General features: G+C 75.6%; 18 protein-coding genes. 10 read left to right on the forward strand and 8 right to left on the reverse strand.

The window, feature by feature from the left end; all coding sequences use genetic code 11:
- Nucleotides 1-99: 99 nt before the first annotated feature.
- Together AC3WT4_RS05810 and AC3WT4_RS05815 are read right to left on the reverse strand one after the other, a co-directional pair.
- Nucleotides 100-1,236: a hypothetical protein gene (locus AC3WT4_RS05810; RefSeq protein ID WP_492314958.1), complete on the reverse strand. Its 1,137-nt coding sequence runs from the start codon at nt 1,234-1,236 to the stop codon at nt 100-102.
- Nucleotides 1,233-1,646 (reverse strand): PadR family transcriptional regulator, encoded by a 414-nt coding sequence (locus AC3WT4_RS05815; RefSeq protein WP_492314959.1) that lies wholly within the window; start codon nt 1,644-1,646, stop codon nt 1,233-1,235. The genes AC3WT4_RS05810 and AC3WT4_RS05815 overlap by 4 nt, the downstream gene beginning before the upstream one ends.
- Before the next feature lie 247 nt (nt 1,647-1,893).
- Here AC3WT4_RS05815 and AC3WT4_RS05820 point away from each other — a divergent pair, with 247 nt between their 5' ends.
- The 3 genes from AC3WT4_RS05820 to AC3WT4_RS05830 all read left to right on the forward strand — a co-directional run bounded on the left by AC3WT4_RS05820 (nt 1,894) and on the right by AC3WT4_RS05830 (nt 6,080).
- Nucleotides 1,894-3,531 (forward strand): glycoside hydrolase family 10-like protein, encoded by a 1,638-nt coding sequence (locus tag AC3WT4_RS05820; RefSeq protein WP_492314960.1) that lies wholly within the window; start codon nt 1,894-1,896, stop codon nt 3,529-3,531.
- 160 nt (nt 3,532-3,691) lie between these two features.
- A complete protein-coding gene (locus tag AC3WT4_RS05825) occupies nt 3,692-4,159 on the forward strand; it encodes an NUDIX hydrolase (RefSeq protein WP_257417768.1) in 468 nt (155 codons plus the stop codon).
- Nucleotides 4,160-4,286: 127 nt separating this feature from the next.
- Nucleotides 4,287-6,080, forward strand: a complete 1,794-nt coding sequence (locus AC3WT4_RS05830; protein ID WP_492314961.1) for a hypothetical protein — start codon at nt 4,287-4,289, stop codon at nt 6,078-6,080.
- A 37-nt stretch (nt 6,081-6,117) separates the two neighbouring features.
- Here AC3WT4_RS05830 and AC3WT4_RS05835 read toward each other — a convergent pair whose 3' ends face one another.
- Nucleotides 6,118-7,404 (reverse strand): SH3 domain-containing protein, encoded by a 1,287-nt coding sequence (locus AC3WT4_RS05835; RefSeq protein WP_083384940.1) that lies wholly within the window; start codon nt 7,402-7,404, stop codon nt 6,118-6,120.
- 128 nt (nt 7,405-7,532) lie between these two features.
- Here AC3WT4_RS05835 and AC3WT4_RS05840 point away from each other — a divergent pair, with 128 nt between their 5' ends.
- Nucleotides 7,533-8,912, forward strand: coding sequence for a CoA transferase (locus AC3WT4_RS05840; protein WP_492314962.1), 1,380 nt, complete (start codon nt 7,533-7,535; stop codon nt 8,910-8,912).
- A gap of 15 nt (nt 8,913-8,927) precedes the next feature.
- On the opposite strand, the gene AC3WT4_RS05845 is transcribed toward AC3WT4_RS05840, so the two are convergent.
- The 3 genes from AC3WT4_RS05845 to AC3WT4_RS05855 all read right to left on the reverse strand — a co-directional run bounded on the left by AC3WT4_RS05845 (nt 8,928) and on the right by AC3WT4_RS05855 (nt 14,237).
- Nucleotides 8,928-9,863 carry a Ppx/GppA phosphatase family protein gene (locus tag AC3WT4_RS05845; protein WP_492314963.1) on the reverse strand — a complete coding sequence of 312 codons (936 nt, stop codon included), beginning with the start codon at nt 9,861-9,863 and terminating at the stop codon, nt 8,928-8,930.
- 98 nt (nt 9,864-9,961) lie between these two features.
- Nucleotides 9,962-12,664, reverse strand: coding sequence for a GH92 family glycosyl hydrolase (locus tag AC3WT4_RS05850; RefSeq protein ID WP_492314964.1), 2,703 nt, complete (start codon nt 12,662-12,664; stop codon nt 9,962-9,964).
- A gap of 199 nt (nt 12,665-12,863) precedes the next feature.
- Complete coding sequence (locus tag AC3WT4_RS05855) at nt 12,864-14,237, reverse strand: glutamyl-tRNA reductase (RefSeq protein WP_074804863.1); 1,374 nt, start codon at nt 14,235-14,237, stop codon at nt 12,864-12,866.
- Nucleotides 14,238-14,413: 176 nt separating this feature from the next.
- Between AC3WT4_RS05855 and hemE the strand changes: the two genes are divergently transcribed.
- The 6 genes from hemE to hemL all read left to right on the forward strand — a co-directional run bounded on the left by hemE (nt 14,414) and on the right by hemL (nt 21,715).
- Nucleotides 14,414-15,442: a uroporphyrinogen decarboxylase gene (hemE, locus tag AC3WT4_RS05860; RefSeq protein ID WP_492315104.1), complete on the forward strand. Its 1,029-nt coding sequence runs from the start codon at nt 14,414-14,416 to the stop codon at nt 15,440-15,442.
- Entirely contained in the window at nt 15,439-16,911 is a 1,473-nt protein-coding gene (locus AC3WT4_RS05865) for a protoporphyrinogen/coproporphyrinogen oxidase (RefSeq protein WP_492314965.1), read from the forward strand. The genes hemE and AC3WT4_RS05865 overlap by 4 nt, the downstream gene beginning before the upstream one ends.
- A 148-nt stretch (nt 16,912-17,059) precedes the next feature.
- A complete protein-coding gene (gene hemC / locus AC3WT4_RS05870) occupies nt 17,060-18,187 on the forward strand; it encodes a hydroxymethylbilane synthase (RefSeq protein WP_083384939.1) in 1,128 nt (375 codons plus the stop codon).
- On the forward strand, nt 18,184-19,272 hold the full coding sequence (locus AC3WT4_RS05875) for a uroporphyrinogen-III synthase (protein ID WP_492314966.1): 1,089 nt from the start codon (nt 18,184-18,186) through the stop codon (nt 19,270-19,272). The genes hemC and AC3WT4_RS05875 overlap by 4 nt, the downstream gene beginning before the upstream one ends.
- Nucleotides 19,269-20,303 carry a porphobilinogen synthase gene (hemB, locus tag AC3WT4_RS05880; protein WP_492314967.1) on the forward strand — a complete coding sequence of 345 codons (1,035 nt, stop codon included), beginning with the start codon at nt 19,269-19,271 and terminating at the stop codon, nt 20,301-20,303. Before AC3WT4_RS05875 ends, hemB begins: the two co-directional genes overlap by 4 nt.
- Nucleotides 20,300-21,715 carry a glutamate-1-semialdehyde 2,1-aminomutase gene (gene hemL, locus AC3WT4_RS05885; protein WP_108047981.1) on the forward strand — a complete coding sequence of 472 codons (1,416 nt, stop codon included), beginning with the start codon at nt 20,300-20,302 and terminating at the stop codon, nt 21,713-21,715. Before hemB ends, hemL begins: the two co-directional genes overlap by 4 nt.
- A 132-nt stretch (nt 21,716-21,847) precedes the next feature.
- Here hemL and AC3WT4_RS05890 read toward each other — a convergent pair whose 3' ends face one another.
- Together AC3WT4_RS05890 and AC3WT4_RS05895 are read right to left on the reverse strand one after the other, a co-directional pair.
- Nucleotides 21,848-22,435, reverse strand: a complete 588-nt coding sequence (locus tag AC3WT4_RS05890) for an Abi family protein (protein WP_167405688.1) — start codon at nt 22,433-22,435, stop codon at nt 21,848-21,850.
- Nucleotides 22,436-22,857: 422 nt separating this feature from the next.
- Complete coding sequence (locus tag AC3WT4_RS05895; protein WP_492314968.1) at nt 22,858-23,460, reverse strand: HdeD family acid-resistance protein; 603 nt, start codon at nt 23,458-23,460, stop codon at nt 22,858-22,860.
- Nucleotides 23,461-23,462 lie beyond the last annotated feature (2 nt).

Below are 23,462 nucleotides of genomic sequence, written 5' to 3' on the forward strand. Positions count from 1 at the left end.
AACGCCCGCACGAGGACGGGGTCGGCGACCGGATCCTGAGGATCTCGGTCGCCGACCCCGTTCTCGTCCGCCCTCGCGTCGTGGTCGACGACGGCCGTGTCAGACGGCGGTCGGCTCGCCCGGGTGCGACCGGGCCCGGGCCGGCGCTCCGCCCACGGCGGCGAGCTGAGCCCGGTGCGCCGCGCGGACGGCGGCGAGCTCGTCGAGACGGTTGACGACCCACCGGGTCGCGAGGGTCAGCGCCGCCGACAGCCCGACCACGCCGAGCACGTTGCCGAGGTTCACGGCCGTGGTGTCGAGCGCGCCGGACCAGAAGACGTCCGACCGGCTCAGGGTCGTCGCCAGGAGCGCTCCACCCAGGACCGGAACGGCCTGCCGCACCGGGCGGACGAGCACCAGCAGCGCCACGGCGCTCAGCCAGAGCACGACGACGGCGTTGAACGAGAAGAAGACGCTCGGGGACACCCAGACGTGCTCCTGCGAGACGACCGAGGCACCGCGACGCGCCGACAGCGCGAGGGTGGCCGCCGTCATCCAGAACGCCACCGCTCCTGCTCGCGCACCGAAGACGGGCGCCGTCTGCCGCACCCGCGCGGCGAGGGCCAGGAGGAAGGCCAGCAGGACGACGACCCAACCCACCGCCTGGAACGCGACGAACGCTCGCTCCGCTGCGACGAGGGACCCGACGGCCACGACTCCTGCCGTGGCCGCGAGCGCAGCGAGCACGAGCCCGGTCCGCCGTGCTCCCACGGCCACGGCGACGAGCGCGGCGAGCCACGCCAGCCAGGCCGGTGCGAGGGGCACCGCGACCAGAGCCGCCACGGTCGCCAGCAGCACCGGGGAGGAGAGCGACCCCAGCACCTCCCGCGCCGAGTCGTTCGTCACCGCCTCGATGGCGCGCACGAGGTCGTACGCCGCGGGGGCGGCGAGCACGGCGGTCAGCACGACGAGCACGACGACCGAGGCCGAGGCGCGCTGGCGCTCCGTCGGGCCCAGCGGCGCGAGCAGCCACTCGCGCGCGGCGGCACGCAGCAGGTCCCACCGCTCGGCCCGCGTCGGCCGTGACTGCCCGGGCTGCGCGGCGTCGACCAGGTGCCCGAGCATCTCGGCCTCGTGCGCCCGCCGGTAGGTGTACGGGAAGAGGCGCAGCAGCCGCCGGTAGTCCCGCACGAGGACCGGCGCGACGAGCACCGTCCCGACGGCGTCGGTGTCGTCGTGACTGTCGAGGTGGCTCATGCCGGCACCGCCCCGCCGTCGAGCGACCCTCCGGCGCGCCCGGGCGCGGGGCGGGTCGCCGTGCGGTCTCCCGCCGGGGCGGCCGTGCGGCGTCGGGCACCGAGACGCTCGAGCGCGCGGCGGGCCTGCGCCTCGGCGCGCTCGGCCTCGGCGGCGAGGCGCGAGCCACCCTCGGGGGTGAGCCGGTAGTACCGGCGCAGCCGTGAGTCGACGACCTCCTCGTGGTCGACCTCGACCAGACCGGCGGCGACGAGCCGGTCGATCGCGCCGTACAGCGTGCCGGCGCGCAGGGTGATCCGCCCGTCGGAGCTGGACTCGACGTCCTGCGCGATGCCGTACCCGTGCAGCGGCCCGGCGGCGAGCGCGGAGAGCACGAGGAACGCGGGTTCCTGGAGCGGTTTCGATGCCATGCCCGCGACCATACTCTCGTCACGAAGGTATCAGGCGAACCCGCGACGCACCGCGTGTCGCCGCCCGCGACGCACCGGCGACGCACCGGCGACGAGCACTCGACCACGAGCTTGCTGCCGCGAAGGGCTCCGGAGCGCCGACAACCTCGTGATCGGCATAGTCGCGAGCGCGCGTGGCGCAAACCTTCACAGTCACGACGTTCTGTGAAACTATCTGCCACATACTCGACGACCCGGAGGATCAGCAATGACGCTCGACGGCTCCCCCACGTCTCCCGCCCCGGCAGCGGCCGGCGTCGGACGACGACAGTTCCTCACCCTCGCCACGGCCGGCGTCGCGGCGAGCACGCTCACCGTGACGGTCGGCTCCCTCACCCCGGCCGCCGCGCTGACGACGCCCGGTGCGGCCCACGCCGCACCGACCGCGGCCCCGGCGCCCCGCAAGCGCGAGCTGCGCGCGATGTGGATCTCGAGCGTCGTGAACATCGACTGGCCGTCGGCGTCCGGGCTCTCGGCCGAGCAGCAGCAGGCCGAGCTGCTGGGCTGGCTCGACGTCGCGCGCGACTTCCGCCTCAGCGCCGTGTTCGTCCAGGTGCGCCCGACGGCCGACGCGTTCTGGCCCAGCCCCTACGAGCCGTGGTCGCAGTACCTCACGGGCGTGCAGGGCCGGGACCCCGGCTACGACCCCCTCGCGTTCGTCGTCGAGGAGTGCCACCGGCGCAACCTCGAGATCCACGCCTGGTACAACCCGTACCGCGTGTCGATGCAGGCCGACCCGGCGCAGCTCGTCCCCGAGCACCCCGCCCGGCAGCACCCGGAGTGGGTGTGGGCCTACGGGGGCAAGCTCTACTTCGACCCGGGCCTGCCCGCGGCGCAGGAGCACATCAAGAACGCGATCCTGCACAGCGTCGAGAACTACGACCTCGACGGCGTGCACTTCGACGACTACTTCTACCCGTACGCCGTCGCGGGCGAGACGATCCCCGACGCGGCGACGTTCGCCGCCCATGGCGCGGGCTTCGACCGGGTCGAGGACTGGCGCCGCCACAACGTCGACACGTTCGTGCAGTCCATCTCGCAGCGCATCAAGCAGGCGAAGCCGTGGGTCAAGTTCGGCATCAGCCCGTTCGGCATCTGGCGCAACGCGTCGACGGACCCGCGCGGCTCCCAGACGAGCGGCTCGCAGTCGTACGACATGCAGTTCGCCGACACGCGCAGGTGGGTCCTCGAGGGCTGGCTCGACTACATCAACCCGCAGGTCTACTGGCAGCTCGGGCTCGCCGTCGCGGACTACGCGAAGCTCGTCCCGTGGTGGGCCGACGTCGCCGCGCAGTCCGGCACGCACCTGTACATCGGCGAGGCGCTGTACAAGGTGACGTCGGGCGTCTTCACGGACCCGGCCGAGCTGTCGAACCACCTGACGTTCTGCCAGGAGCAGGAGCACCCGGTGCACGGCAACGTGTACTTCTCGGCCAAGCACGTCCCGGCCGACCCGCAGGGCTCGATGACGCGCGTGCGCGACGACCACTACCGGTACCCGGCGCTCGTCCCCGCCATGCCGCACCTCCCGGGCACGAAGGTCCGCACCCCCGTGCTCGCGTGGGCCGGCTGGCGCGACGACGGCGTCCGCGTGCACTGGACCGACGCCGGGGGCCGCCGGTTCGCGGCGACGTCGTTCGCGATCTACCGTGCCGACGGGTGGGTGCAGCACGTGGACACCGAGAACCCGGCGAACCTCGTCGCGACGCAGCGGGCCGAGGGCCGGGTGGTCCAGGACTTCCTCGACCCGACCGCCGTGCGCGGGCGCCGGTACACGTACGCCGTGACCGCGCTCGACCGCGTCTGGAACGAGTCCGCACCGAGCAGGGTCCGCTGGTCGGTGTGACGATCGTCGTGCCGGGCCTCGGCCCGGCACGATCGCCCTTCGCCGGAACTGGGGCCGCGCGAGGGGCAGGCCCGACGGCGCGTGGTTCGCTGGGTGCGCCACGCGCCGTCGGGGTTCCCCGGCCACCCGACCGTGGGAGCCGGGTGGCACAGTGGGACGCGTGAGCACGCCCGACCTCCGCCCCGCCGACTCCTCGACCGCCGGAGCGCCGGCCCCGCCGTCCGACCTCCCGCCGCTGCGCACCGTCGGGTGGGTGAACGTCCGCGACGGGCGCCTGCTCGCGGTGCGGACCACCGGGAAGGACCGCTTCTTCATGCCGGGCGGCAAGGTGGAGCCCGGCGAGACGGACGCCGAGGCGCTGGTGCGCGAGATCCACGAGGAGCTCGGCGTGCGCCTCGACCCGGAGACGGTGCGCCCGGCGTTCGTCGCCGAAGCGCCGGGGCACGGCCTGGGCGGGCGTGTCGTGCGGATGCACTGCCTGTACGCCGAGCCGCTGCCCGGGTCCCCCGAGCCGGCGCCGGACGCCGAGATCGCCGAGCTCGCGTGGCTCACGCCGGCCGACGCGGACCGCGTCCCGCCCGCCGGCCGCATCGTCCTCGAGCGGCTCGCGGACGTCCTCTCGGCCTGACCGCGCGCCGGGCCGGCAGGCCGCCCGCACCCGGCATGGGGACCTCGCCCCATGGGCACCCCGAGACGCGGGGGCGCCCGCCCACGTACGCTCCGGGAGCACGATCCGCCGCGACAGAGGGACGACCATGGGGTTCTACGGTGCCGACATCGGCGAGCTGCGCAGGCTCGCGCAGAGCCTGACGACGGCGTCGGAGTCGCTCGAGACGACGCGCGGCGGCCTCCAGTCCACCGTCAGCGGGGCCCGCTGGTCCGGCCCCGACGGCGACGAGCTGCGCGGCCGCTGGACCTCGGAGCTCGGCCCCGCGCTCGCCGCGGCCGCGGCCACGCTCCGCGACGCGGCCGACAAGGTGCGCACGAACGCCGACCAGCAGGAGAGCGCCAGCTCCGACGGCACGGGCGGGGGCGGCAGCGGCCCCGGCGGGTCCGGGTCGGGCTCCGGTGGGTCGGGCTCCGGTGGGTCGGGCTCCGGCGGCTCGGGCGACGGCGGCGAGAGCGGTGACGGCTCCGGCGGCCCGACGGTCTCGGTGAAGGGCAGCCAGAGCGGCGGCTCCGACAACGGCGGCCTCGGGAGCCCCGCGACCGAGGGCACGGACTCGAAGGTCGGCTTCGGCGTCTCCCACGACCCGGACAGCGGCGAGACGACGTACTCCGGCAGCGGGTCGCTCGCCGACTGGTTCAAGACGACCGACGGCTCCAAGGTCTCGTTCGGCGTCAACGGCGGCGCCGAGTACACGGTCGGGGAGAAGTCCGAGGACGGCTTCACCACCTACACGTCGAAGTCGGACGTCTCGATCGGCGTCGAGGGCGGCGTCTCGAAGGGCGGCACGGGCGTCAGCGGCGGGTACACGACCGGCGTCACGTCCGAGTACACCCTCAAGATGCCCGACGGCACGGACGTCGACCCCGGGTCCGTCAACCCGTTCGACCCGCGGAGCATGCCGGTCGGCTCGTCCGTCACGATGGACGGCGGGAGCTACGCCAAGACCGAGCTCGACGCCGCGTTCCGGCACATCGCGCTCGAGTCGTCCGTCAAGGACTCCGAGGGCGTGAGCAGCCTCATCGAGCGCACGGGCGACGACACCGTCCGCGTCACCGCGGGCCCGACGGAGGCGATCGCGAACCACGCGGGCCTCGGCCTCGACTTCGACGCGGTGAAGGTCATGCTCGGCAACACGACGTCGCTCGACGGCGCGTCCCTGCGCAGCGCCGAGTTCGACCTGTCGACGCCGGAGGGCCAGGCCGCCTACGACACCTACCTCGTCACCGGGGAGATCCCCGGCGACCCGTCGACCGGGATCTCCGGCACGACCACGATCGAGCGCGTCAACTACGACTCGACGTCGACCGTCGGCTTCGACACGCCCGTCGGCGGCGCCGAGTGGCAGATCGGCCAGAACACGGGGTCGCTCGTCGCGACGACCTATCCCGACGGCAGCACCGAGCAGCTCATGACCGCGACGTACGGCGACCGGGGCGACTTCCGCCTGTCGCAGTCGTTCGACGCCTCCGGGACGGAGGACCTGTCGGCGCGCACGTACTCGTTCGACGTCACGGCCGACGACATGTCGTCGCAGTACTTCAACACGCGCGACTTCTCCGGCTTCTCGCCGTCCGGCGACGTGTCGCCCGGCCAGCAGGTGACGATGACGCTCACCGAGTCGCAGATGAACCGCCTCGCCGACAGCGTGCGGACCGCCGTCGAGAACGACGCCCTCGGCATGCAGACGCGGGCGATCGTCACCGACTACGACATGCAGCCGCTCTCGGACCCGTACCAGCTCGCCACGAGCCTCGCCCGGGCAGCCGACTCCGACCTGGACCTCGTCATGATGATCAGCGAGATCAACGCCGCGGGCGACGGCTCGGTCACGGACCGGTCCGCGGCCCGCTTCCCCGGCACGGTGACGCTGGGGAACTGACGCCGCGCCCGCCGGAGGGGCGCGGCGCCGGACCGGCTCAGCGCGGCTTCTGCGCGGACAGGTACGCGGTGGAGACGAAGCCCGTCCTGCCCCCCGCGGTCACCTTGAGCCACCCCTTCGAGGCGGTGCCCGCGTGCGTCACCGCGGTCCCGCGCGCGAGCCGCGCGACGACCTTGGACGACGTCGACGCCGACGCCCGCAGGTTGAGGCTCGAGGCGGTGACGTATGACGTCGCGGCCTTGGGCGGCGCCGGGGCAGGGGCCGGCTTCGCGGGCGCCGCGGGGGCGCTCGCGGAGGTGTACTGGGCCGAGACCCACCCGGTCCGGCCGTTCGCGGTGACCTTCAGCCAGCCGCCCGACGTCGACGCCACGGAGAGCTTCGTGCCCTTCGGGAGCCGTGCGACGACGGCCGAGGAGGTCGACGCCGACGCCCGCAGGTTCAGCGACGCGGCGGTGACGTACCGGGTCGTCGGCTGAGGTGCCGGCGGCTTCGGTGCCGGCTGGGGTGCCGGAGGCGTGGTCGCCGGGGGCGTGCTGACCGGCGCGGGCTTCGTCGGCCCGATGCTCGCGGCCGGGACCCAGCCCGTCGTCCGCCCCGACGTCACCCGGCGCCAGGTGCCGCTCTCGTCCCCGGGCTTGCCGACGACGGTCGCCCCGCGCGCGACGCGGGCGACGACGGCGCCCGTACCCGCCCCGGCACGCACGTCCACGGCGGCGTTCGTGTAGTAGGTGCACGACGTCGCGGTCGGCCGGGCGGCCACCCGCGTCGCGTTGCGCCCGAGGTCGACGCCCTTGCCCGTGAGGTAGGCGAGCGGGTCGGTGTGCGAGGCGCCCGAGCCGTAGGTGCCGTTCCAGACCTCGAGGTGCAGGTGGGGGGACGTCGAGATCCCGGTGGACCCGACGTCGGCGATGCGCTGCCCGGCCTTGACCGTCTGCCCGGCCTTGACGTACTTGTCGCCGTCGATCACGTGCCCGTACACGCTCGAGACCGTCTTCCCGCCGATCGTGTGCCGCAGGACGACCCACTGCCCGAAGCCGCTGACGCTGCCCGCGCGGAGGACCGTGCCGTCCGCGATCGCGTTGATCCGGGTGCCCGACGCCGCGCCGAGATCCTGTCCCAGGTGCCACGTCGACGCGCTCGCGACGGGCATGCACCGGGGACCGTAGTAGGACGAGACCGAGTAGGTGCGCGCCCCCAGCGGCGTCACGACGGCGGCCGCAGCGCTCGCGCTCGGGGCGACCAGCACGCCCCCCAGGCCGGTGGCGAGCGCCGCCACCATCGCCGTACCCACGACGCCCGACCAGCGCCTCGCGTTCCGAACCATCCCCTGCCCCCTGAAAGATCTGACATACCCGGCGTGTCGGGTTGACACGCCTCGAGCACGGTAAGGCCGCCACCAGGGCACCGCCAGATGGACGACTGTCCAACACGGCTCGGGCGTACCGTCGGGTCATGACCAGGGGGACGGGGCACGCCGACGAGGGCTTCCTCGCCGCGACGCTGCCCGTCCGGGACCTCGCGGTCGCGTCCGTCGCAGCCGTGCGGGACGCGGCGGCGCGGGCGGGCGGGTTCGACCCCGGACCGCCCCCCGACCCCGAGCGCGTCGCCGCGGCGTTCGCGAGCGACCGGCTGCTGCGGGTCGACGGCGCGCCGGTGGACGGGTTCGCGCCGCTGTCCGGCTTCTTCCGCACGGCGGACGGCTGGGTCCGCACGCACGCGAACTACCCGCACCACCGGGCGCGGCTGCTCGCGCTCCTCGACCTGCCCGTCGCGGTCGCGGACGCCCCGTCCCGGGACGACGTCGCGGCGGCGCTCGCCGCGCGGTCGGCCCAGGAGGTCGAGGACCGCGCGGCCACGGTCGGCGCGATCGCGGTGCGCGTGCGCTCGGTGGACGAGTGGCGCGCGTCCGCGCCCGGTCGGGCCGCGGCGTCGGGCCCTCCCGCGCGGACCACGGTGCGCGACGACGCCGCTCCCCCGCGCCCGCTCGCCCCCGGGCCCCGGCCGCTCGCCGGCCTCCGCGTCCTGGATCTCACCCGCGTCATCGCCGGACCCGTCGCGACCCGGACGCTCGCGCTGCTCGGCGCGGACGTCCTGCGCGTCGACCCGCCGGGGCTGCCGGAGATCGAGGTCCAGCACCTCGACACCGGGCAGGGCAAGCGGTCCGCGCTGCTCGACCTCGCGACCCCCGACGGCCGCGCCCGGGCCCAGGAGCTCCTCGACGCCGCGGACGTCCTGGTGACGGGCTACCGCCCGGGCGCGGTGGAGGGTTTCGGCCTGCGACTCCCGCCCGGTGCGGTGCACGCGCGCGTCAGCGCGTGGGGCGACGACGGCCCGTGGGCGCCGCGGCGCGGCTTCGACTCGATCGTGCAGGCGGCCAGCGGGATCGCGCTCGTGGAGGGCACCCGGGACGGGACCGCGGGCGACCCGGCGCACGACACCGCCGTCGCCGATCCGGGCGCCCTGCCCGCCCAGGCGCTCGACCACGCGACGGGCTACCTCCTGGCCGCGGCCGTCGTGGACGCCCTCGCCGACCGCGCGGCCGACGGCCGCGGGCGCGAGGTCGACGGCGCGCTCGCCCGCACCGCGCACGCGCTGCTCTCGGCCCCCGGGCGCGACCCCGCGCACGGGCCGCCGCGGACGCCGGGGGCGCGGTGCGTCGTCGGGCACCGGGTGCGGCTCGACGGCCGGGACGTCGAGACGACGACGACGCGGCCCGCGCTCGACCGCCTCGCGGGCGAGCCCGTCGACGACTACCCGGCCCCGGCCCGGCCGTGGGGCGCGGACGCGCCGCGGTGGGCGACGCCGCGCGGTGCGGCGGGAGCCGACGGCTGAGCGGGTCGCCGGACGTCAGGCGTGGTCGAGGCGGCGCAGGATCGCGCCCTCGCGCAGCGCCCACGGGCAGATCTCGACCTCGTCGACGCCGAGCGCGCGCATCGTCTCGACCGCGACCACCCCGCCGGCGACGATCTGGAACGTGCGTTCCGGCGTGATGCCCGGCAGCGCGGTGCGGCCCTCGGCCGTGATGCGCGCGAGCCGCGGCACCCAGTCCGCGAGCTGCGCGCGGCGCATCCGCCACCGGTCGTCGGGGCCGACGGCCTCGGTCTGCATGCCCGCGAGCCGCGCGAGCGAGCGGAACGTCTTGGACGTCGCGACGACGTGGTCCGGCCGCGGGAGCCGGGCGAACCGCGCGACGGCGGGCGCGAGCGTCGCGCGCACGTGCTCGCGCAGCGCCTCGACGTGCTCGGGCGCGGGCGGGTCGTCGGGCAGGAAGGCCATGGTCATGCGGCCCGCGCCGAGCGGGAGGGACACGGCGAGGTCGGGCTCCTCGTCGACGCCCGACGCGATCTCGAGCGACCCGCCCCCGATGTCGAGGACGAGCAGCCGGCCCGCGGCCCAGCCGTGCCAGCGGCGCGCGGCGAGGAACGTCAGGCGCGACTCGTCCTCGCCGGAGAGCACGTGGACCGGCTGCCCGACGCGCTCGCCGATCGCCGCCAGCACGTCGGGCCCGTTGGTCGCGTCCCGCAGCGCCGACGTCGCCATGGGCAGCATCTCGTCGACGGCCGACTCGCGCGCGAGCGCCATCGCGTCGTCGACGGCGGCGAGCATCGCCGCGACGCCCTCCGGGGACAGCGACCCGTCCGGCCGGAGGTAGCGCATGATGCGCACGACCGTGCGCGCCCCCGCGGCCTGCACGGGACGCGCCCCGTACGCGGCGTCGACGACGGCGAGGTGCACGGTGTTCGAGCCGATGTCGAGGACGCCCAGGCGCGTGGTGGTGCTCACGCGGCGAGCCTAGCGGCGCGGCGAGGGCCGCCGTCGGGCGTGCTGCCCGACGACGACCCTCGACCGGTGCGCGGCGCGCACCCGCGGTGACCTGCCGGTCAGTCGCAGACCAGCGCGTCGTACGCCGCGTCGACCGTCGACGTCGTGCCGTCCGCGGCGACCACGGTGACGGTCGCCGTCCCGGCCTCGACGGACGTCGCCCGCGTGGTGAACGACTGGTAGGCGCTCTTGCCGGGCTGCACCTGCCGGACCGTCCGCTCGCCGAACGACGTCGTGAGGGTCACGTCGACGGGCGCGTCGGCCGTGCTGGTCGCGCGGACCGCGACGAACGCCCGGCCGCCGAGGCAGCGCGCGCTCGCCTCGACCTCGACCGGTGCGGGCGGGACGACGGCGGAGACCGACGGGATGCGGTCGGCCGCCCCGGTGCCCCACGTGAGGCCCGCGCTCGTGTCGGAGAGGTCGAAGTCGAGCGTGCCGCCGTCCTGGAGCGCCGCGACGTCCAGCCACGCGGCGGTGTGCGCGACGCCGTCGACCTCCAGCCCGGCGACGTAGCTCGGGAGCTTCTCGTTCGCGCCCGCCGCGTCGATGCGCAGCGTCGCCCCGGCGTCGGTCGTGACCGTCGCGGACTGCACCTTGGGCGCGTTGAGCGCGAGGATCCCGGAGCCCGGCATGACGGGCTCGAACCCGAGCGACGCCATGACGTACCAGGCGGCGAGCGTGCCGAGGTCGTCGTTCCCGACGCCGCCGCCCGGGGTGTCCGGGAAGCGGTTGAGGTTCGCGGCGAGGACGTCGTTCGTCTTCCACGGCTGGCCCACGTAGCCGTAGAGCCACGCGTTCATGATCGTCGGCTCGTTGCCCGGGTTGTAGCGGATCGTCGTGTAGTACGAGCTGCCGCCGTTGGCCCACGTGCTCGGGGAGACGCCGGGGTTCGCGTCGAGCGCCGGCTGGTCGAAGTAGTAGTCGAGGCGCTCGACGAAGCCGTCCTCGCCGCCCATGACCTCCTGGAGGCCCGTGACGTCCTGCGGCACCATCCACTGGTACTGCCACGGCACGCCCTCGTGGAAGCCGGAGCGCGTGACGTCGGTCAGCTCGGGCAGGGTGACGAACTCGCCCGTCGGGCGCTTCGCGTTGACCATGCCCTGGAAGCCGCCGGAGAGCGGGACGTCCGGGTTCCAGAGGTTGCGCCAGTTGCGACCCCTGTCGAGGAACGCCTGACCGCCCTCGCGGCCCGTGCGCTCGGCCGCGGCGCCGAGGCTCGCGTCGGCGAGCGCGAGCTCGAGCGTGGCGGAGCCGCCGTGGCGGTACTCCTCGAACTGGCCGCCGAGGCCGCCCTCGTTCTCGGGGTAGAACGGCACGTGGCCGTGCTCGGCGTAGAACTCGGTGCTGCGCCGCCCGACGGACGCGACGCCGTCCGGCGGGGTCGTCGTGGCGTTCTCGACGAGGTAGTCCCACAGCTGGTCCGCGATGTCGTCCGGGACGGTGCCGAGCGCGAAGTTCTCCGCGAGCCACGGCGTGACGGGGTCGCCCGCCATGATGTTGGTCTCCAGCGCGCCGAGCGACCAGCGCGGCAGCCAGCCGCCCTCGACGCGGTGCTGGTACATCGAGCGCACGATGTCCTGCGCGCGCTCGGGCAGCAGGAGCGCGTGCAGCGTCGCCTGCGTGCGGTACGTGTCCCAGAGCGAGAAGTTCTGGTAGTAGTCCCAGCCGTCGGCCTGGTGGACGTCGAGGTCCATGCCCCGGTACCGGCCGTCGACGTCGCTGCCGATCGTCGGCGAGAGAAGCGTCTTGTAGAGCTGGGTGTAGAAGATCCGGCGCTGGTCGGGCGACGCGTCGATCGCGGCACGGCCCAGCTCGGCGTTCCACGCGTCGCGGGCCTCCTCGCGCACGGTGTCGAACGCGACCTGCCTGCCCTCGTCGGTGGCCTCGGCCGCGCGGTTGGCGCGCGCGCCGTCGACGCTCACGAACGACACGCCCACGCTCACCTCGACGTCGCGGTCGGTCGTGGTGTCGAAGACCGCGACGGCGCCGTTGTTGCCGCCCGCGACCTCGCTCGTCGTGGAGCCCGCGACGTAGCGCGCGTCGGTCCCCCACGTGCCGCTCGACGCGACCGGGCGGTCGAACGTCGCGCTGAAGAAGTACCGCTGCTTGTCCGGCGTGCCGCCGCAGAAGCCGCCGTTGTCGACCCAGCCCTCGAGCGTGCGGTCGTCGACCCACGTCACCGAGCTCGCGCCGGCGTCGCGCAGCGTCTGGCCCACGTTGAACGACAGGTGCGACGTCGTCGAGGCGGGGAACGTGTAGCGGTGCGCGCCGACGCGCGTGGTCGCGGTGAGCTCGGCGTGCACGTCGTTCGCGAGGGTCACCTCGTAGAACCCGGCCGACGCGTGCTCGGTGCTCTTCTGGTCCTTGATCGCGATGAAGGAGCGTGAGGTGCGCGGGGTCGCGCTCGTGTCCGGCGTGACGAGCAGCTCGCCCGCCGCGGGGCAGCCCGCGCTGTTCACGTGCCGGTGGCTGAAGCCCCACACGCGCCCGGCGTTCGTGCTGTACGACGTCGAGGCGTAGGAGTTCGTGTTGTCCGGGCTGAGCTGGACCATGCCGAACGGCACGGTCGCGCCCGGGTAGGCGTTGCCCTCGCTCTCGGTGCCGACGAACGGGTTGACCTCGAGCGTGAGGTCGTCGCTCGCGGCGGCGGTGACGGTGCCCTCGTCGGCGGGGGCGGCGCCCGCGGCGGCGGGCAGCAGCGTGCCCGGCGCGACGGCGAGCGCGAGCCCCGCGGCGAGCAGGGCGAGTCGTGGTCGTCTCATGCCATGTCCTCTTCGACGTGCGACCGGGCGTCGTCGCCCGGGGCGCCCCGGGGCCGTCGGTCAGGCGCCGCCCGGGCCGCTCGTGGCGGGGCGACGGTGCTCCTGGTCGACGACGGGCGTCCGTCGGCCACCCTCTCCCGGCTATGACTGCGCTGTCAATCGGATGCCCGAGGCAGCGGGTCCGTCGAGCGGACGGGGGTCAGCGCACGCCGGCGGCCTCGTGGACGAGCGCCTGGGCGTCCGCGACGACCGCGCGCTCCTCGGCCTGCGCCGCGGCGACGGCCTCCGCGCGGGCCGCGACGATCGCGCGGTGCAGGTCGGCGTGCACGCGGCGCCGCACGCCGCGCGCGATCTCGTCGGCCTCGTCCGGCTCCACCGGGTCGCCGTCCGCCTCGCGCAGCGCGACGACGTCGGCCACCTCGAGCGCGACGCGCCGCTCGGCGTCGGCCAGCAGGGCGACCACCGCCGTGTCCGCCGCCCGGCCGAGGCGCGTCTCCTCGAACGCCCGCGTCGCCTCGTCGACGATCGCGCGGGCCTGGGTCACGAGCTCGGACGCGATCGACGGCGAGTGCGCCGCGAGCGTCGCGAGGTCGTACAGGAGCACGCCCTCGACGTCGGCCACGCGCGGGTCGACGTCGCGGTGCAGCGCGAGGTCGAGCACGACCGTGGGGCGCGCGACGGGCTCCTCGCCCGCCCGCACCGCGGCCCGCTCGCGCGCCCGCACCACCGCGGCGGCGTCGAGCACGTGCTCGATCGCCTGCTCCCGCCGCTCGGCGCCCGGGCGCGCGGCGTCCGCGGCGAGCGCCCGCCCGCGCGCGCCGCTGCACGACACCACGAGGTCGGCGTCCTCGAGCGCCGCGACGAGGTCCGTGACGGCCTCCACACCGCGCGCGGCGGCGAACTCCTCGGCGCGGCCGGACTGCGAGTAGACCCGCACGTCGTCGCACCCGAGCGCCCGCAGCGCGGCGAGGCTCGCGCCCGCGTACGACCCGGTGCCGATGAGGACGGCGCGCACCTGCGGCCACGGCGGCAGCTCGGCCGCGGCGAGGTCGAGCCCGAGCGCGACGACGGAGCGACCGGCCCCGCCGAGCGTCGTGTGCGTGCTGACCTTCTTCGACGTGCGCGACGCCGTCTGGAAGAGGAGCTCGAGCGTCGAGGACGTCACGCCGTCGGCGTGCGCGGTCTCCAGCGCCCGCTTGACCTGCCCGGCGATCTCGCGCTCCCCCACGACCATCGAGTCCAGGCCCGACGCGACGGCGAACAGGTGCTCGGCGACCTCGGTCCCGGCGCGCGTGCGGAACGACGCGAGCGCCTCGGCCACCTCCACGCCCGACGCCTCGGCGACCATGCGCGCGACGTGCTCGGTCGCGTGCTGCACGCCGGTGCCGTCGAGGGGGGCGTCCACGTCGAGGTACAGCTCGAACCGGTTGCACGTCGCGAGGACGACCGCACCGGTGATGACGTCGCACGCCGCGACCGCGGAGCCGCCGATCGAGTGCGCCCCGGTGGAGAGTCGTTCCAGGGCGTCGAGGTCCAGCTCGTGGTGGCTGGCCGTGAGGGAGAGAAGAGCCACAGTGCCTCCGATTTAATCATTCCCCCGGGAGAGAGGCAGAATCGGTAGCTGTGATTCCTGTCGCCCTTTCCCCGGGCCATCCCCTGACCGACGGCCGCACGGACCGCTCCCCGCTCGTGCAGGCCCTGCGCGCGGGCACGACCGGAAAGCGCCCGGAAATCACACCCGTGTGGTTCATGCGCCAGGCGGGCCGATCGCTGCCGGAGTACCGCGCCGCGCGCGAGGGCGTGAGCATGCTCGACTCGTGCCTGCGCCCCGACCTCGCCTCGGAGATCACGCTCCAGCCGGTGCGCCGGCACGGCGTGGACGCCGGGATCTTCTTCTCGGACATCGTGGTGCCGCTGCGGCTCGCGGGCGTCGAGGTGGAGATCGCGCCGGGCGTCGGCCCCGTCATGGGCCAGGCGTACCGCACGCCCGACGACGTCGCCCGGCTCGTCGAGAGCGAGCTCACCGAGGACGCGCTCGCCCCGATCCGCGAGGCCGTCGCGCTGACCGTCGACGCGCTCGGCACGACGCCCCTCATCGGGTTCGCCGGTGCGCCGTTCACCCTCGCCGCCTACCTCGTGGAGGGCCGTCCGTCGCGCGACCACCTCGCGGCGCGCGCGCTGCTGCGCGGCGACCCCGAGACGTGGCAGCGCCTCGTGGACTGGGCGGCCGACCTCACCGGCACGTTCTTGCGGACGCAGGTCGAGGCGGGCGCGAGCGCGGCGCAGCTCTTCGACTCGTGGGCCGGCTCGCTCTCGCTCGCGGACTACGCGGCCGGCGCCGCCCCCGCGAGCACGCGTGCGCTCACCCACGTCGCGGACCTCGGCGTGCCCGTCGTCCACTTCGGCACGGGCACGGGGCACCTGCTCCCCGCCATGCGCGACGCCGTCACCGCGGCCGGGGTGCAGGACGTCGCCGTGGGCGTCGACTACCGCACCCCGCTCGACGACGCCGCCCGGCTCCTCGCCGACGGCCACGCCCCCGTGCCGGTGCAGGGCAACATCGACCCCGCGCTGCTCGCCGCGCCGTGGGACGTGCTCGAGGCGCACGTCCGGGACGTCGTGCGCCGCGGGCGCACCGCCCCGGGGCACGTGGTCAACCTCGGCCACGGCGTCCCCCCGGACACCGACCCCGACGTCCTGACGCGCGTCGTCGCGCTCGTCCACACGCTCGCGGACGACGCTCCCGACGCCGCCACCGAGGAGGCGACCCGACGGTGAGCACCGAGCCGACGACGCCCCGTCCGTCCGGACCCGCCGCACCGGAGGGGGTCGAGACCGCGGACGCGGTCGTCGTCGGCGCGGGCGTCGCCGGGCTCACCGCCGCGCGGACCCTGCGCGCGCAGGGGCTGCGCGTCGTCGTGCTGGACGCCGCCGCGGTGCCCGGCGGACCGGTCCGCGGCGGGGACCTGCCCGGCCTCGACGGCGTGCGGGTCGACCTCGGGGCCGAGTCGTTCGCGGCGCGCGGCACCGCCGTCGGCGACCTCGTGCGCGAGCTGGGGCTGGACGTCGTCGAGCCGTCGGGCGCGGGGGCGTGGGGCTACGCCGCCGGGCACTCCTACCCCCTGCCGCGCGCGGGCGTCCTCGGGATCCCGGCGGACCCCTGGGCACGGGACGTGCGCCGCGCCGTCGGCCTCGGCGGGGCGCTGCGCGCGAGCCTCGACCGGGTGCTGCCCCGCCGGTTCACCGACCTGCGGACGCTCGAGACGCTCGCGCGGTCCCGCATGGGGGCGCGCGTGACCGAGCGGCTCGTCGCGCCGGTCGCCTCCGGCGTGCACTCCGCCCCGCTCGACCGGCTGGACGTCGCCGCGGTCGCGCCGGGGCTGCGCGAGGCGTTCGAGCGCGAGGGGTCGCTCGCGCGCGCCGTCGCGTCGATGCGCGCGCTCGCCCCGGCCGGGTCGGCCGTGCGCGGCATCGACGGCGGCATGCACCGGCTCGTCGAGGGGCTCGCCGTGGGAACCGACGTCCGGCTGCGCCACGAGGTCACGGGCATCTCGCGCGCCCTGGCCCCGGACGGGGGGCCCGCGCCCTGGCTCGTGCGCGCCGAGAAGCCGGGCGGGCCGGTCGACCTCGCCGCGCCGCGCCTCGTCGTGACGACCCCCGCGCTCGTCGACGCGCTCGGGCCGCTCGTCGGGACGGCGGCCGACCTCCTGCCCGACCCGGAGCCGGGCGCGGACGTGCGGCTCGTGACGCTCCTGCTGCGCGCCCCCGAGCTCGACGACGCCCCGCGCGGGACCGGCCTGCTCGTCGCCCCGCCGCACCGCGACGCCGGGCGGGCGGCGCCGCCGTCGGACGTCGAGGCCAAGGCCCTCACCCACTCGACCGCCAAGTGGCCCTGGCTGCGCGACCGCGTCCGCGCCGCCGCCGGACCGGGGCACCACGTGGTGCGCCTCAGCTACGGGCGCATCGGCGCGACGACGGAGCCCGACCTCGACCGCGTCGTCGCGGACGCGTCGCGCCTCTTCGGCGTCGACCTGCACGGGCGCGTCCTGGGCCACGTCGTCACGCGGTGGAACGGCGCGCTGCCCCCGCCCACGCCCGCGTTCCGGCGCGAGGTCGCGGCGTTCGTCGCGCGCGTGGACGCCGTGCCCGGGCTGGCCGTGACCGGCGGCTGGATCGCCGGGACGGGGCTCGCGTCGATCGTCGGCCACGCCCAGGAATGCGCACGCGACCTCGCGTCCACGGAGTAAGGGAATCCTTACCGGATTGCGCGTCGGAAATGCCCCGAGAATTCTCTGCGAATTGACCTGACACGTTGTCCGGAAGTTCCTGACCGAGCGTCAGGACCGCGTCACTCCGCGCGCCATTCCCGCGCGGTGACGTGCGCATTTTCGTGGAATGCCGAAGTGGGGAGAGACTGGTTCCGTGAGTCCTGCAGGTACGACGCCCCTCCGCGTGGGCACGCGCGGCAGCGCCCTCGCGACGACCCAGACCGGCCACGTCGCCCGCCGCCTCGAAGAGCTGACCGGCCGCGACGTCGAGATCGTGCGCATCCGCACCGACGGTGACGTGCTCACCGGCTCGCTCGCCCAGATGGGCGGGACGGGCGTCTTCGTGACCGCGCTCCGCGAGGCGCTGCTCGACGGCCGGTGCGACGTCGCGGTGCACTCGCTCAAGGACCTCCCGACCGAGCCCGCGCCGGGGCTCACCGTCGTCACGCCCGAGCGCGAGAACCCGCGCGACGTCCTGTGCGCGCGCGGCGGCCTGACCATCACGACGCTCCGGCGCGGCGCGCGCGTCGGCACCGGGTCGCCGCGGCGCGCCGCGCAGCTCCGGTCAGTCCGCCCCGACCTCGACGTCGTCGACATCCGCGGCAACGTCGACACGCGCCTCGCCCGGGCGCTCGGCGAGGAGGCGGACCTCGACGCCGTCGTGCTCGCGTACGCGGGCCTCGCCCGCCTCGGCCGGCTCGAGGCCGTGTCCGAGGTCATCGACACCGCGATCATGGCTCCCGCCGCCGGGCAGGGCGCGCTCGCCGTCGAGGTCCGCACGTCGTCGCTCGACGACCCGGTCCTCGCCCGCGCCCTGCACGACCTCGACCACGAGCCCACGCGCCTCGCCGTGCTCGCCGAGCGCGCACTGCTCGGCCGGCTCGAGGCCGGGTGCGCGGCGCCCGTCGGCGCGCACGCCGTCGTCGAGGACGGCGACGTGGCGCTGACCGCCGTCGTCGCGCGGGTCGACGGCGCCGAGCAGCTCACGCACTCCGCGCGCGCCACGCTCCCCCCGAGCACCGGGTCGCTCGCCGCTGCCGCGACCGCCCGGGACGACGTCGCGCGCGGGCTCGGCGCGCGCGTCGCCGACGCGCTCCTCGCCGACGGCGCCGCGCGCCTCGCGCCGCTGCGCGAGACCGGAGCGGGCACCCCCGTCCTCGACGCCCCCGCCGCGGAGGCCCCGGCGACCGACCGCGCCGTGGAGGCTGCCCGCGAGCAGCTCCGCGACGGCGGCTACCGCGGCGCGGCGGAATGAGCCCCGGACCGCTGCGCGACCCGTCGCGCGGGCCCGCGCCCGTGGTGCCGCCGCTCCCGGCGCGCGGCCCCTCGGACGCCGCGGAGACCGTGGGCGCAGCGGACGGCGTGGGCGCAGCGGACGCCGTCGGCGCCGCGGGTGCAGCCCGCCGGGCCGACGCGCTCGCCGGTCGGACCGTCCTGGTCCCCCGCGCGCCCGAGCGCGCCGCGGGGCTCGCGACGACGCTCCGCGACGCGGGCGCCCACGTCCTCGTCAGCCCGGCGATCGAGCGCGCGCCCGTCGAGGACACCGCGCCCGTCGACGGTGCCCTCGCCCGCCTGGCCCACGGCGACTTCGCGTGGGTCGTCGTGACGAGCGTCAACGCGATCGACGAGCTCCTCGCGAGCGCCGCCCGCCGGGGCGTCGACCTCGCCGATGCGGCCAGCCGGGCCCGCTGGGCCGCCGTCGGGCCCGCGACGCGCCGCGCCCTGGAGGCGGTCGGCATCAGCGTCGAGCTCGAGCCCGACGAGAACTCGGCCCGCGGCCTCGTCGCCGCGTTCGCGACCCTCTCTACATCGGACCGGACCTCTCCTTCGGCCGACCAGGGCTCTCCCTCGGGGGACCACACCTCTGCCTCGCGAGGTAGCCGTGTGGTCCTGCTGCCGCAGGGGGACCTCGCCGCGCCGACGATGCACGACGGCCTGCACGACCTCGGGTACGTCCCGCACGTCGTCACCGTCTACCGCACCGTCACGCACACGCTCGCGCCGGACGTCGTCGCGGCGTGGCGCGCGGGCGCGGTGGACGCCGTCGTGCTGACCTCCGGGAGCGTCGCGCGCGAGATCGCGCGCCAGCTCGGGCCGCGCGACGACGTCGTGGGCGTCGCGATCGGCGACCCGACCGCCCGGGCCGCGCGCGACGTCGGGCTGCGGCTCGACGCGGTCGCGGACCGCCCGACCGACGCCGCGCTGGCCGCCGCGCTCGTCGGCGCGCTCGCCGCCACCGGCTCCGCCACCCGCACGACCGCCGAGCCCGACGACCCGGCCGCTCCCCCCGCCGCGGGCACGACCCCTGCCGACCCGACCCCCGAAGGAGACCCCTCGTGACCCACCAGCTCCCCGTCGGGCACCACCGGCCGCGCCGCCTGCGCACCAGCCCGCGCGTGCGGCGCCTCGTGACCGAGACGCGCGTGCACGCGTCCGACCTCGTGCTTCCCCTGTTCGTCAAGGAGGGCCTCGACGCCCCGCGCCCCATCTCGTCGATGCCGGGCGTCGTGCAGCACACCGAGGCGACGCTCGCGGACGCCGTGCGCGACGCCGCGCGCGCCGGGGTCGGCGGCGTCATGCTCTTCGGCATCCCCGCCGAGCGCGACGCGACCGGCACGCAGGCGGACGCCGCGGACGGCATCCTGCAGCGCGGCATCCGGGTCGCGGTCGAGGCGGCGCGCGAGCACGCGGGCGGCGGGCCGGTCGTCATGGCGGACACGTGCCTCGACGAGTTCACCGACCACGGGCACTGCGGCGTGCTGGCCGAGGGCCGGGACGGGGGCGTCGTCGTCGACAACGACGCGACGCTCGACCGCTACGCCTCGATGGCCGTCGCGCAGGCGCGCGCGGGCGCGGACGTCGTCGCGCCGTCGGGCATGATGGACGGCCAGGTCGCGGTGATCCGCGAGGCGCTCGACGGCGCCGGGTTCGACGACGTCGGCATCCTCGCGTACTCCGCGAAGTACGCGAGCGCGTTCTACGGGCCGTTCCGCGAGGCCGTGGACTCGGCCCTCCAGGGTGACCGCCGCACGTACCAGATGGACGCGGGCAACGCCCGCGAGGGCCTGCGCGAGGCCGACCTCGACCTCGCCGAGGGCGCGGACATGGTCATGGTGAAGCCCGCCGGGTCGTACCTCGACGTCCTCGCGGCGGTCGCGGAGATGTCGCCGGTGCCGGTCGCGGCGTACCAGGTGTCGGGCGAGTACGCGATGATCGAGGCCGCCGCCGCGAACGGCTGGATCGACCGGCGGGGCGCGATCACGGAGTCGGTGCTGGGCATCAAGCGCGCCGGCGCGGACGTGATCCTCACGTACTGGGCGACGGAGCTCGCGGGCTGGCTGGACGAGAACGACGGAAGGACGCGGGCATGACGGACACGGGCGGTTTCGGGACGGCGGAGGCCGTGCAGGCGCAGGACGCGGCGCTGTTCGGCGCACCGGGCGCGGGCGGTGCGGACAACCACGCGGCGTTCGTGCGCGCGCAGGGCGTGCTCCCGGGCGGCGTGAGCTCGCCCGTGCGCGCCTACGGGTCCGTGGGTGGCGACCCGCGGTTCCTCGCGTCGGCGCGCGGCCCGTACGTGACCGACGTCGCGGGGCGCGAGTACGTCGACCTCGTGTGCTCGTGGGGTCCCGCCCTGCTCGGGCACGCGCACCCCGACGTCGTCGCCGCGGTCCAGGAGGCTGCGGCCCGCGGGCTGTCGTTCGGCGCGCCGACGCTCGGCGAGGTCGAGCTCGCCGAGGAGATCCGCCGCCGGGTCCCGGCCGCGGAGCGCGTGCGCCTCGTGTCCACGGGCACCGAGGCCACGATGACCGCGATCCGCCTCGCGCGCGGCGTGACCGGACGCGACGTCGTCGTGAAGTTCGCCGGCTGCTACCACGGGCACGTGGACGCGCTGCTCGCGGAGGCCGGGTCCGGCGTCGCGACGCTCGCCCTGCCCGGCTCGGCCGGGGTCACCGAGGCGACGGCGGCCGAGACGCTCGTGCTCCCGTACAACGACCTCGCGGCTGTCGAGGCGGCGTTCGCGGAGCGCGGCTCCGAGATCGCGGCCGTCATCACGGAGGCGTCGCCCGCGAACATGGGCGTCGTCCCGCCCGCGGAGGGGTTCAACGAGGGCCTGCGCCGCATCACCGCGGCGCACGGCGCGCTGCTGATCCTCGACGAGGTGCTCACGGGCTTCCGCGTCGGGCCGAGCGGCTGGTGGGGCCTCGAGAACGCGGTGCTGCGCGGCCAGGGCGCGGAGGGCTGGACGCCCGACCTGTTCACGTTCGGCAAGGTCGTGGGCGGCGGGATGCCCGTCGCCGCGGTCGGCGGGCCGGCGAGCGTGATGGACCAGCTCGCGCCGCTCGGCCCCGTCTACCAGGCGGGGACGCTGTCCGGGAACCCCGTCGCGGTCGCGGCGGGTCTCGCGACGCTGCGGCTCGCCGACGACGCGGTGTACGCGCGCGTCGACGAGGTCGCGGGCGTGCTGTCGTCGGCGGTCGGCTCCGCGCTCGACGCGGCGGGCGTGCCGCACCGCGTGCAGCGCGCGGGCTCGCTCTTCTCCGTGATGTTCGGCGAGCTCGCCGCGACCGCGGGCGTGCGCGACTACGCGCAGGCCCAGGCGCAGGAGACATTCCGGTACCGCGCCTTCTTCCACGCGATGCTCGACGCGGGCGTGAGCCTGCCGCCGTCGGTGTTCGAGGCGTGGTTCGTCTCGGCCGCCCACGACGACGCCGCCGTCGCCCGCATCCTCGACGCGTTCCCCGCCGCCGCCCGCGCGGCCGCGGAGGCCCGCCCCGCCTGACGGCGTCCGGCCGGAGCATCCCACCCGTCGAGCACGGGGTTGCTGGCGTTCTGACGCTCAGGACGACAGCAACCCTGTGGTCGGCGGGGCGGGCGGCCGACGTCTCGCGCCCGGCGACCGCTCGTCGACAGGTCAGAGGCGGGGGTCAGCGCGGTGCACCGCGTCGACGCGCGACGTCGTGTCGATCCACCATCCCAGCCGCGGCTCGACAAGCTCCGCGAGCGAGATGATCCCCTGGTACTCGCGCGCGATGTCGAGGGCGAGCAGTGGCTCGTGGTGCGCGATCCGGTTGCGCAGGTCGCTCACGGCCGTCAGCTGCGTGTGGAGCGCGGTCCGCTGTGCGGTGGGAAAGGCCCTCTTCAGCGCGGGCTGCCACAGGGTGCGGTTGTAGTTGTCGGCGAACAGGTACGGCCAGAAGCCGAACGTGATCTCCGCGATGACGTGACCGTGTGTGGGCACCCGGCCGTGCCGGGACGCGAACTCCCGCGCCTTGGCGATCCTGGCCCTCGTCCCTCCGTTGAGCGGCACGCTGGACGGCGAGTCGAGCCAGTCCACCCCGGCTCCCGCACGCTGCGTCAGCGCGTCGTCGATCCGGTTGCGTACCGCGACCTCCAGGTAGTGGATCGCCTCGAACAGCGCCATCGAGATGTCCAGGTTCCACCTGTACAGGTCGACCGCGGCCGGCAGGTCACCCCCGGACGCCTGCTCGTACGTGGACATCCGCGGTCGTGACAGCAGCCCGACCATCGTGCGTTGGACGGGCGGGTACATCGACATCCGTGGGCCCCCTGTTGAGCGACGTGCGTGCGAGTCGCTAGACTGTAGCCAACAGAGAGCCCCGGGAATCATGGCGACTCGCTTCGGTGAGGGACCCCCCGGGGCCTTGTTGTCTCCCGGCACAGACAGTCGCGCGCGAAACCGCGCACCGCCACGCCTCCCCACGACGAGAACCTCGGCGATCGCTCCCCGAGCCGGTCGACACGAGCACGTCGCCGGGTACGGCCGGCTTCCCGACGCGCTCACCCGGGCGAAGCCACCCGATCGGAACGACCGGCGCAGCGGCCGTGAGACGCACGGTCGCTCTCGCGGCCACGACGCCCAGCTGATCGGACCGCGCCGGCCTCGTCGCGGGCCGGCGTGGGTCAGTAGGTGCCGGGTGCTGCCGCGCGTCCGGCCTGTCGGCCGAGCGAGCGGATCTGGACGCCGAACGCGATGAGCATGACACCCCAGACGATCGCGAAGAGCGCGAGCAGCCACACGATCGACACCAGGCCGGCGTTGACGTTGAAGAGCACGAGCAGGCCGAACACGATGCCGAGCAGGCCGGCGACGACGCCCCAGCCCCACCCGCTCCCGGGGACCTTGCGCAGGTCGAGGCTCGCGACCGTCTGGAACAGGCCGTAGACCACGGCCCAGAAGCCGACGATCCAGGTGAGCACGATCGCCGTCTTGCCCGGCCACGCGAGCAGCACGACGCCGACCGCGAGGCTCAGCACGCCCATCGTCACGAGCAGCGCGGTGCCGCTCCCCGTGCCGCGGCGCCGGATCCCCTCGACGATCTCGACGATGCCGTCGACAACGGCGAAGATGCCGATCACCCAGATGACGACGGCCGCCGTCTTGTCCGGCCACGCGAGCGCGACGATGCCGAAGAGGATGGCGAGCACGCCGCGGATCACCGGCCAGTACCAGACCTGCTTCGCGGTGCGCGAGAAGGCGGTGAGGATCGGGTCCTGGATCGTCATGG

The organism is Cellulosimicrobium sp. EB106-03-01-XG111, assembly GCF_058792115.1.

Bases quoted from the DNA above. Each gene is read 5' to 3' on its own strand.
- hemC (WP_083384939.1), top strand. From the start codon at position 17,060: ATGCCGAAGTGGGGAGAGACTGGTTCCGTGAGTCCTGCAGGTACGACG.
- AC3WT4_RS05850 (WP_492314964.1), bottom strand. From the start codon at position 12,664: ATGAGACGACCACGACTCGCCCTGCTCGCCGCGGGGCTCGCGCTCGCC.
- AC3WT4_RS05875 (WP_492314966.1), top strand. From the start codon at position 18,184: ATGAGCCCCGGACCGCTGCGCGACCCGTCGCGCGGGCCCGCGCCCGTG.
- hemE (WP_492315104.1), top strand. From the start codon at position 14,414: ATGCGCCAGGCGGGCCGATCGCTGCCGGAGTACCGCGCCGCGCGCGAG.
- AC3WT4_RS05830 (WP_492314961.1), top strand. From the start codon at position 4,287: ATGGGGTTCTACGGTGCCGACATCGGCGAGCTGCGCAGGCTCGCGCAG.
- AC3WT4_RS05890 (WP_167405688.1), bottom strand. From the start codon at position 22,435: ATGTCCACGTACGAGCAGGCGTCCGGGGGTGACCTGCCGGCCGCGGTC.
- hemL (WP_108047981.1), top strand. From the start codon at position 20,300: ATGACGGACACGGGCGGTTTCGGGACGGCGGAGGCCGTGCAGGCGCAG.
- AC3WT4_RS05810 (WP_492314958.1), bottom strand. From the start codon at position 1,236: ATGAGCCACCTCGACAGTCACGACGACACCGACGCCGTCGGGACGGTG.
- AC3WT4_RS05820 (WP_492314960.1), top strand. From the start codon at position 1,894: ATGACGCTCGACGGCTCCCCCACGTCTCCCGCCCCGGCAGCGGCCGGC.
- AC3WT4_RS05815 (WP_492314959.1), bottom strand. From the start codon at position 1,646: ATGGCATCGAAACCGCTCCAGGAACCCGCGTTCCTCGTGCTCTCCGCG.
- AC3WT4_RS05835 (WP_083384940.1), bottom strand. From the start codon at position 7,404: ATGGTTCGGAACGCGAGGCGCTGGTCGGGCGTCGTGGGTACGGCGATG.
- AC3WT4_RS05840 (WP_492314962.1), top strand. From the start codon at position 7,533: ATGACCAGGGGGACGGGGCACGCCGACGAGGGCTTCCTCGCCGCGACG.
- AC3WT4_RS05895 (WP_492314968.1), bottom strand. From the start codon at position 23,460: ATGACGATCCAGGACCCGATCCTCACCGCCTTCTCGCGCACCGCGAAG.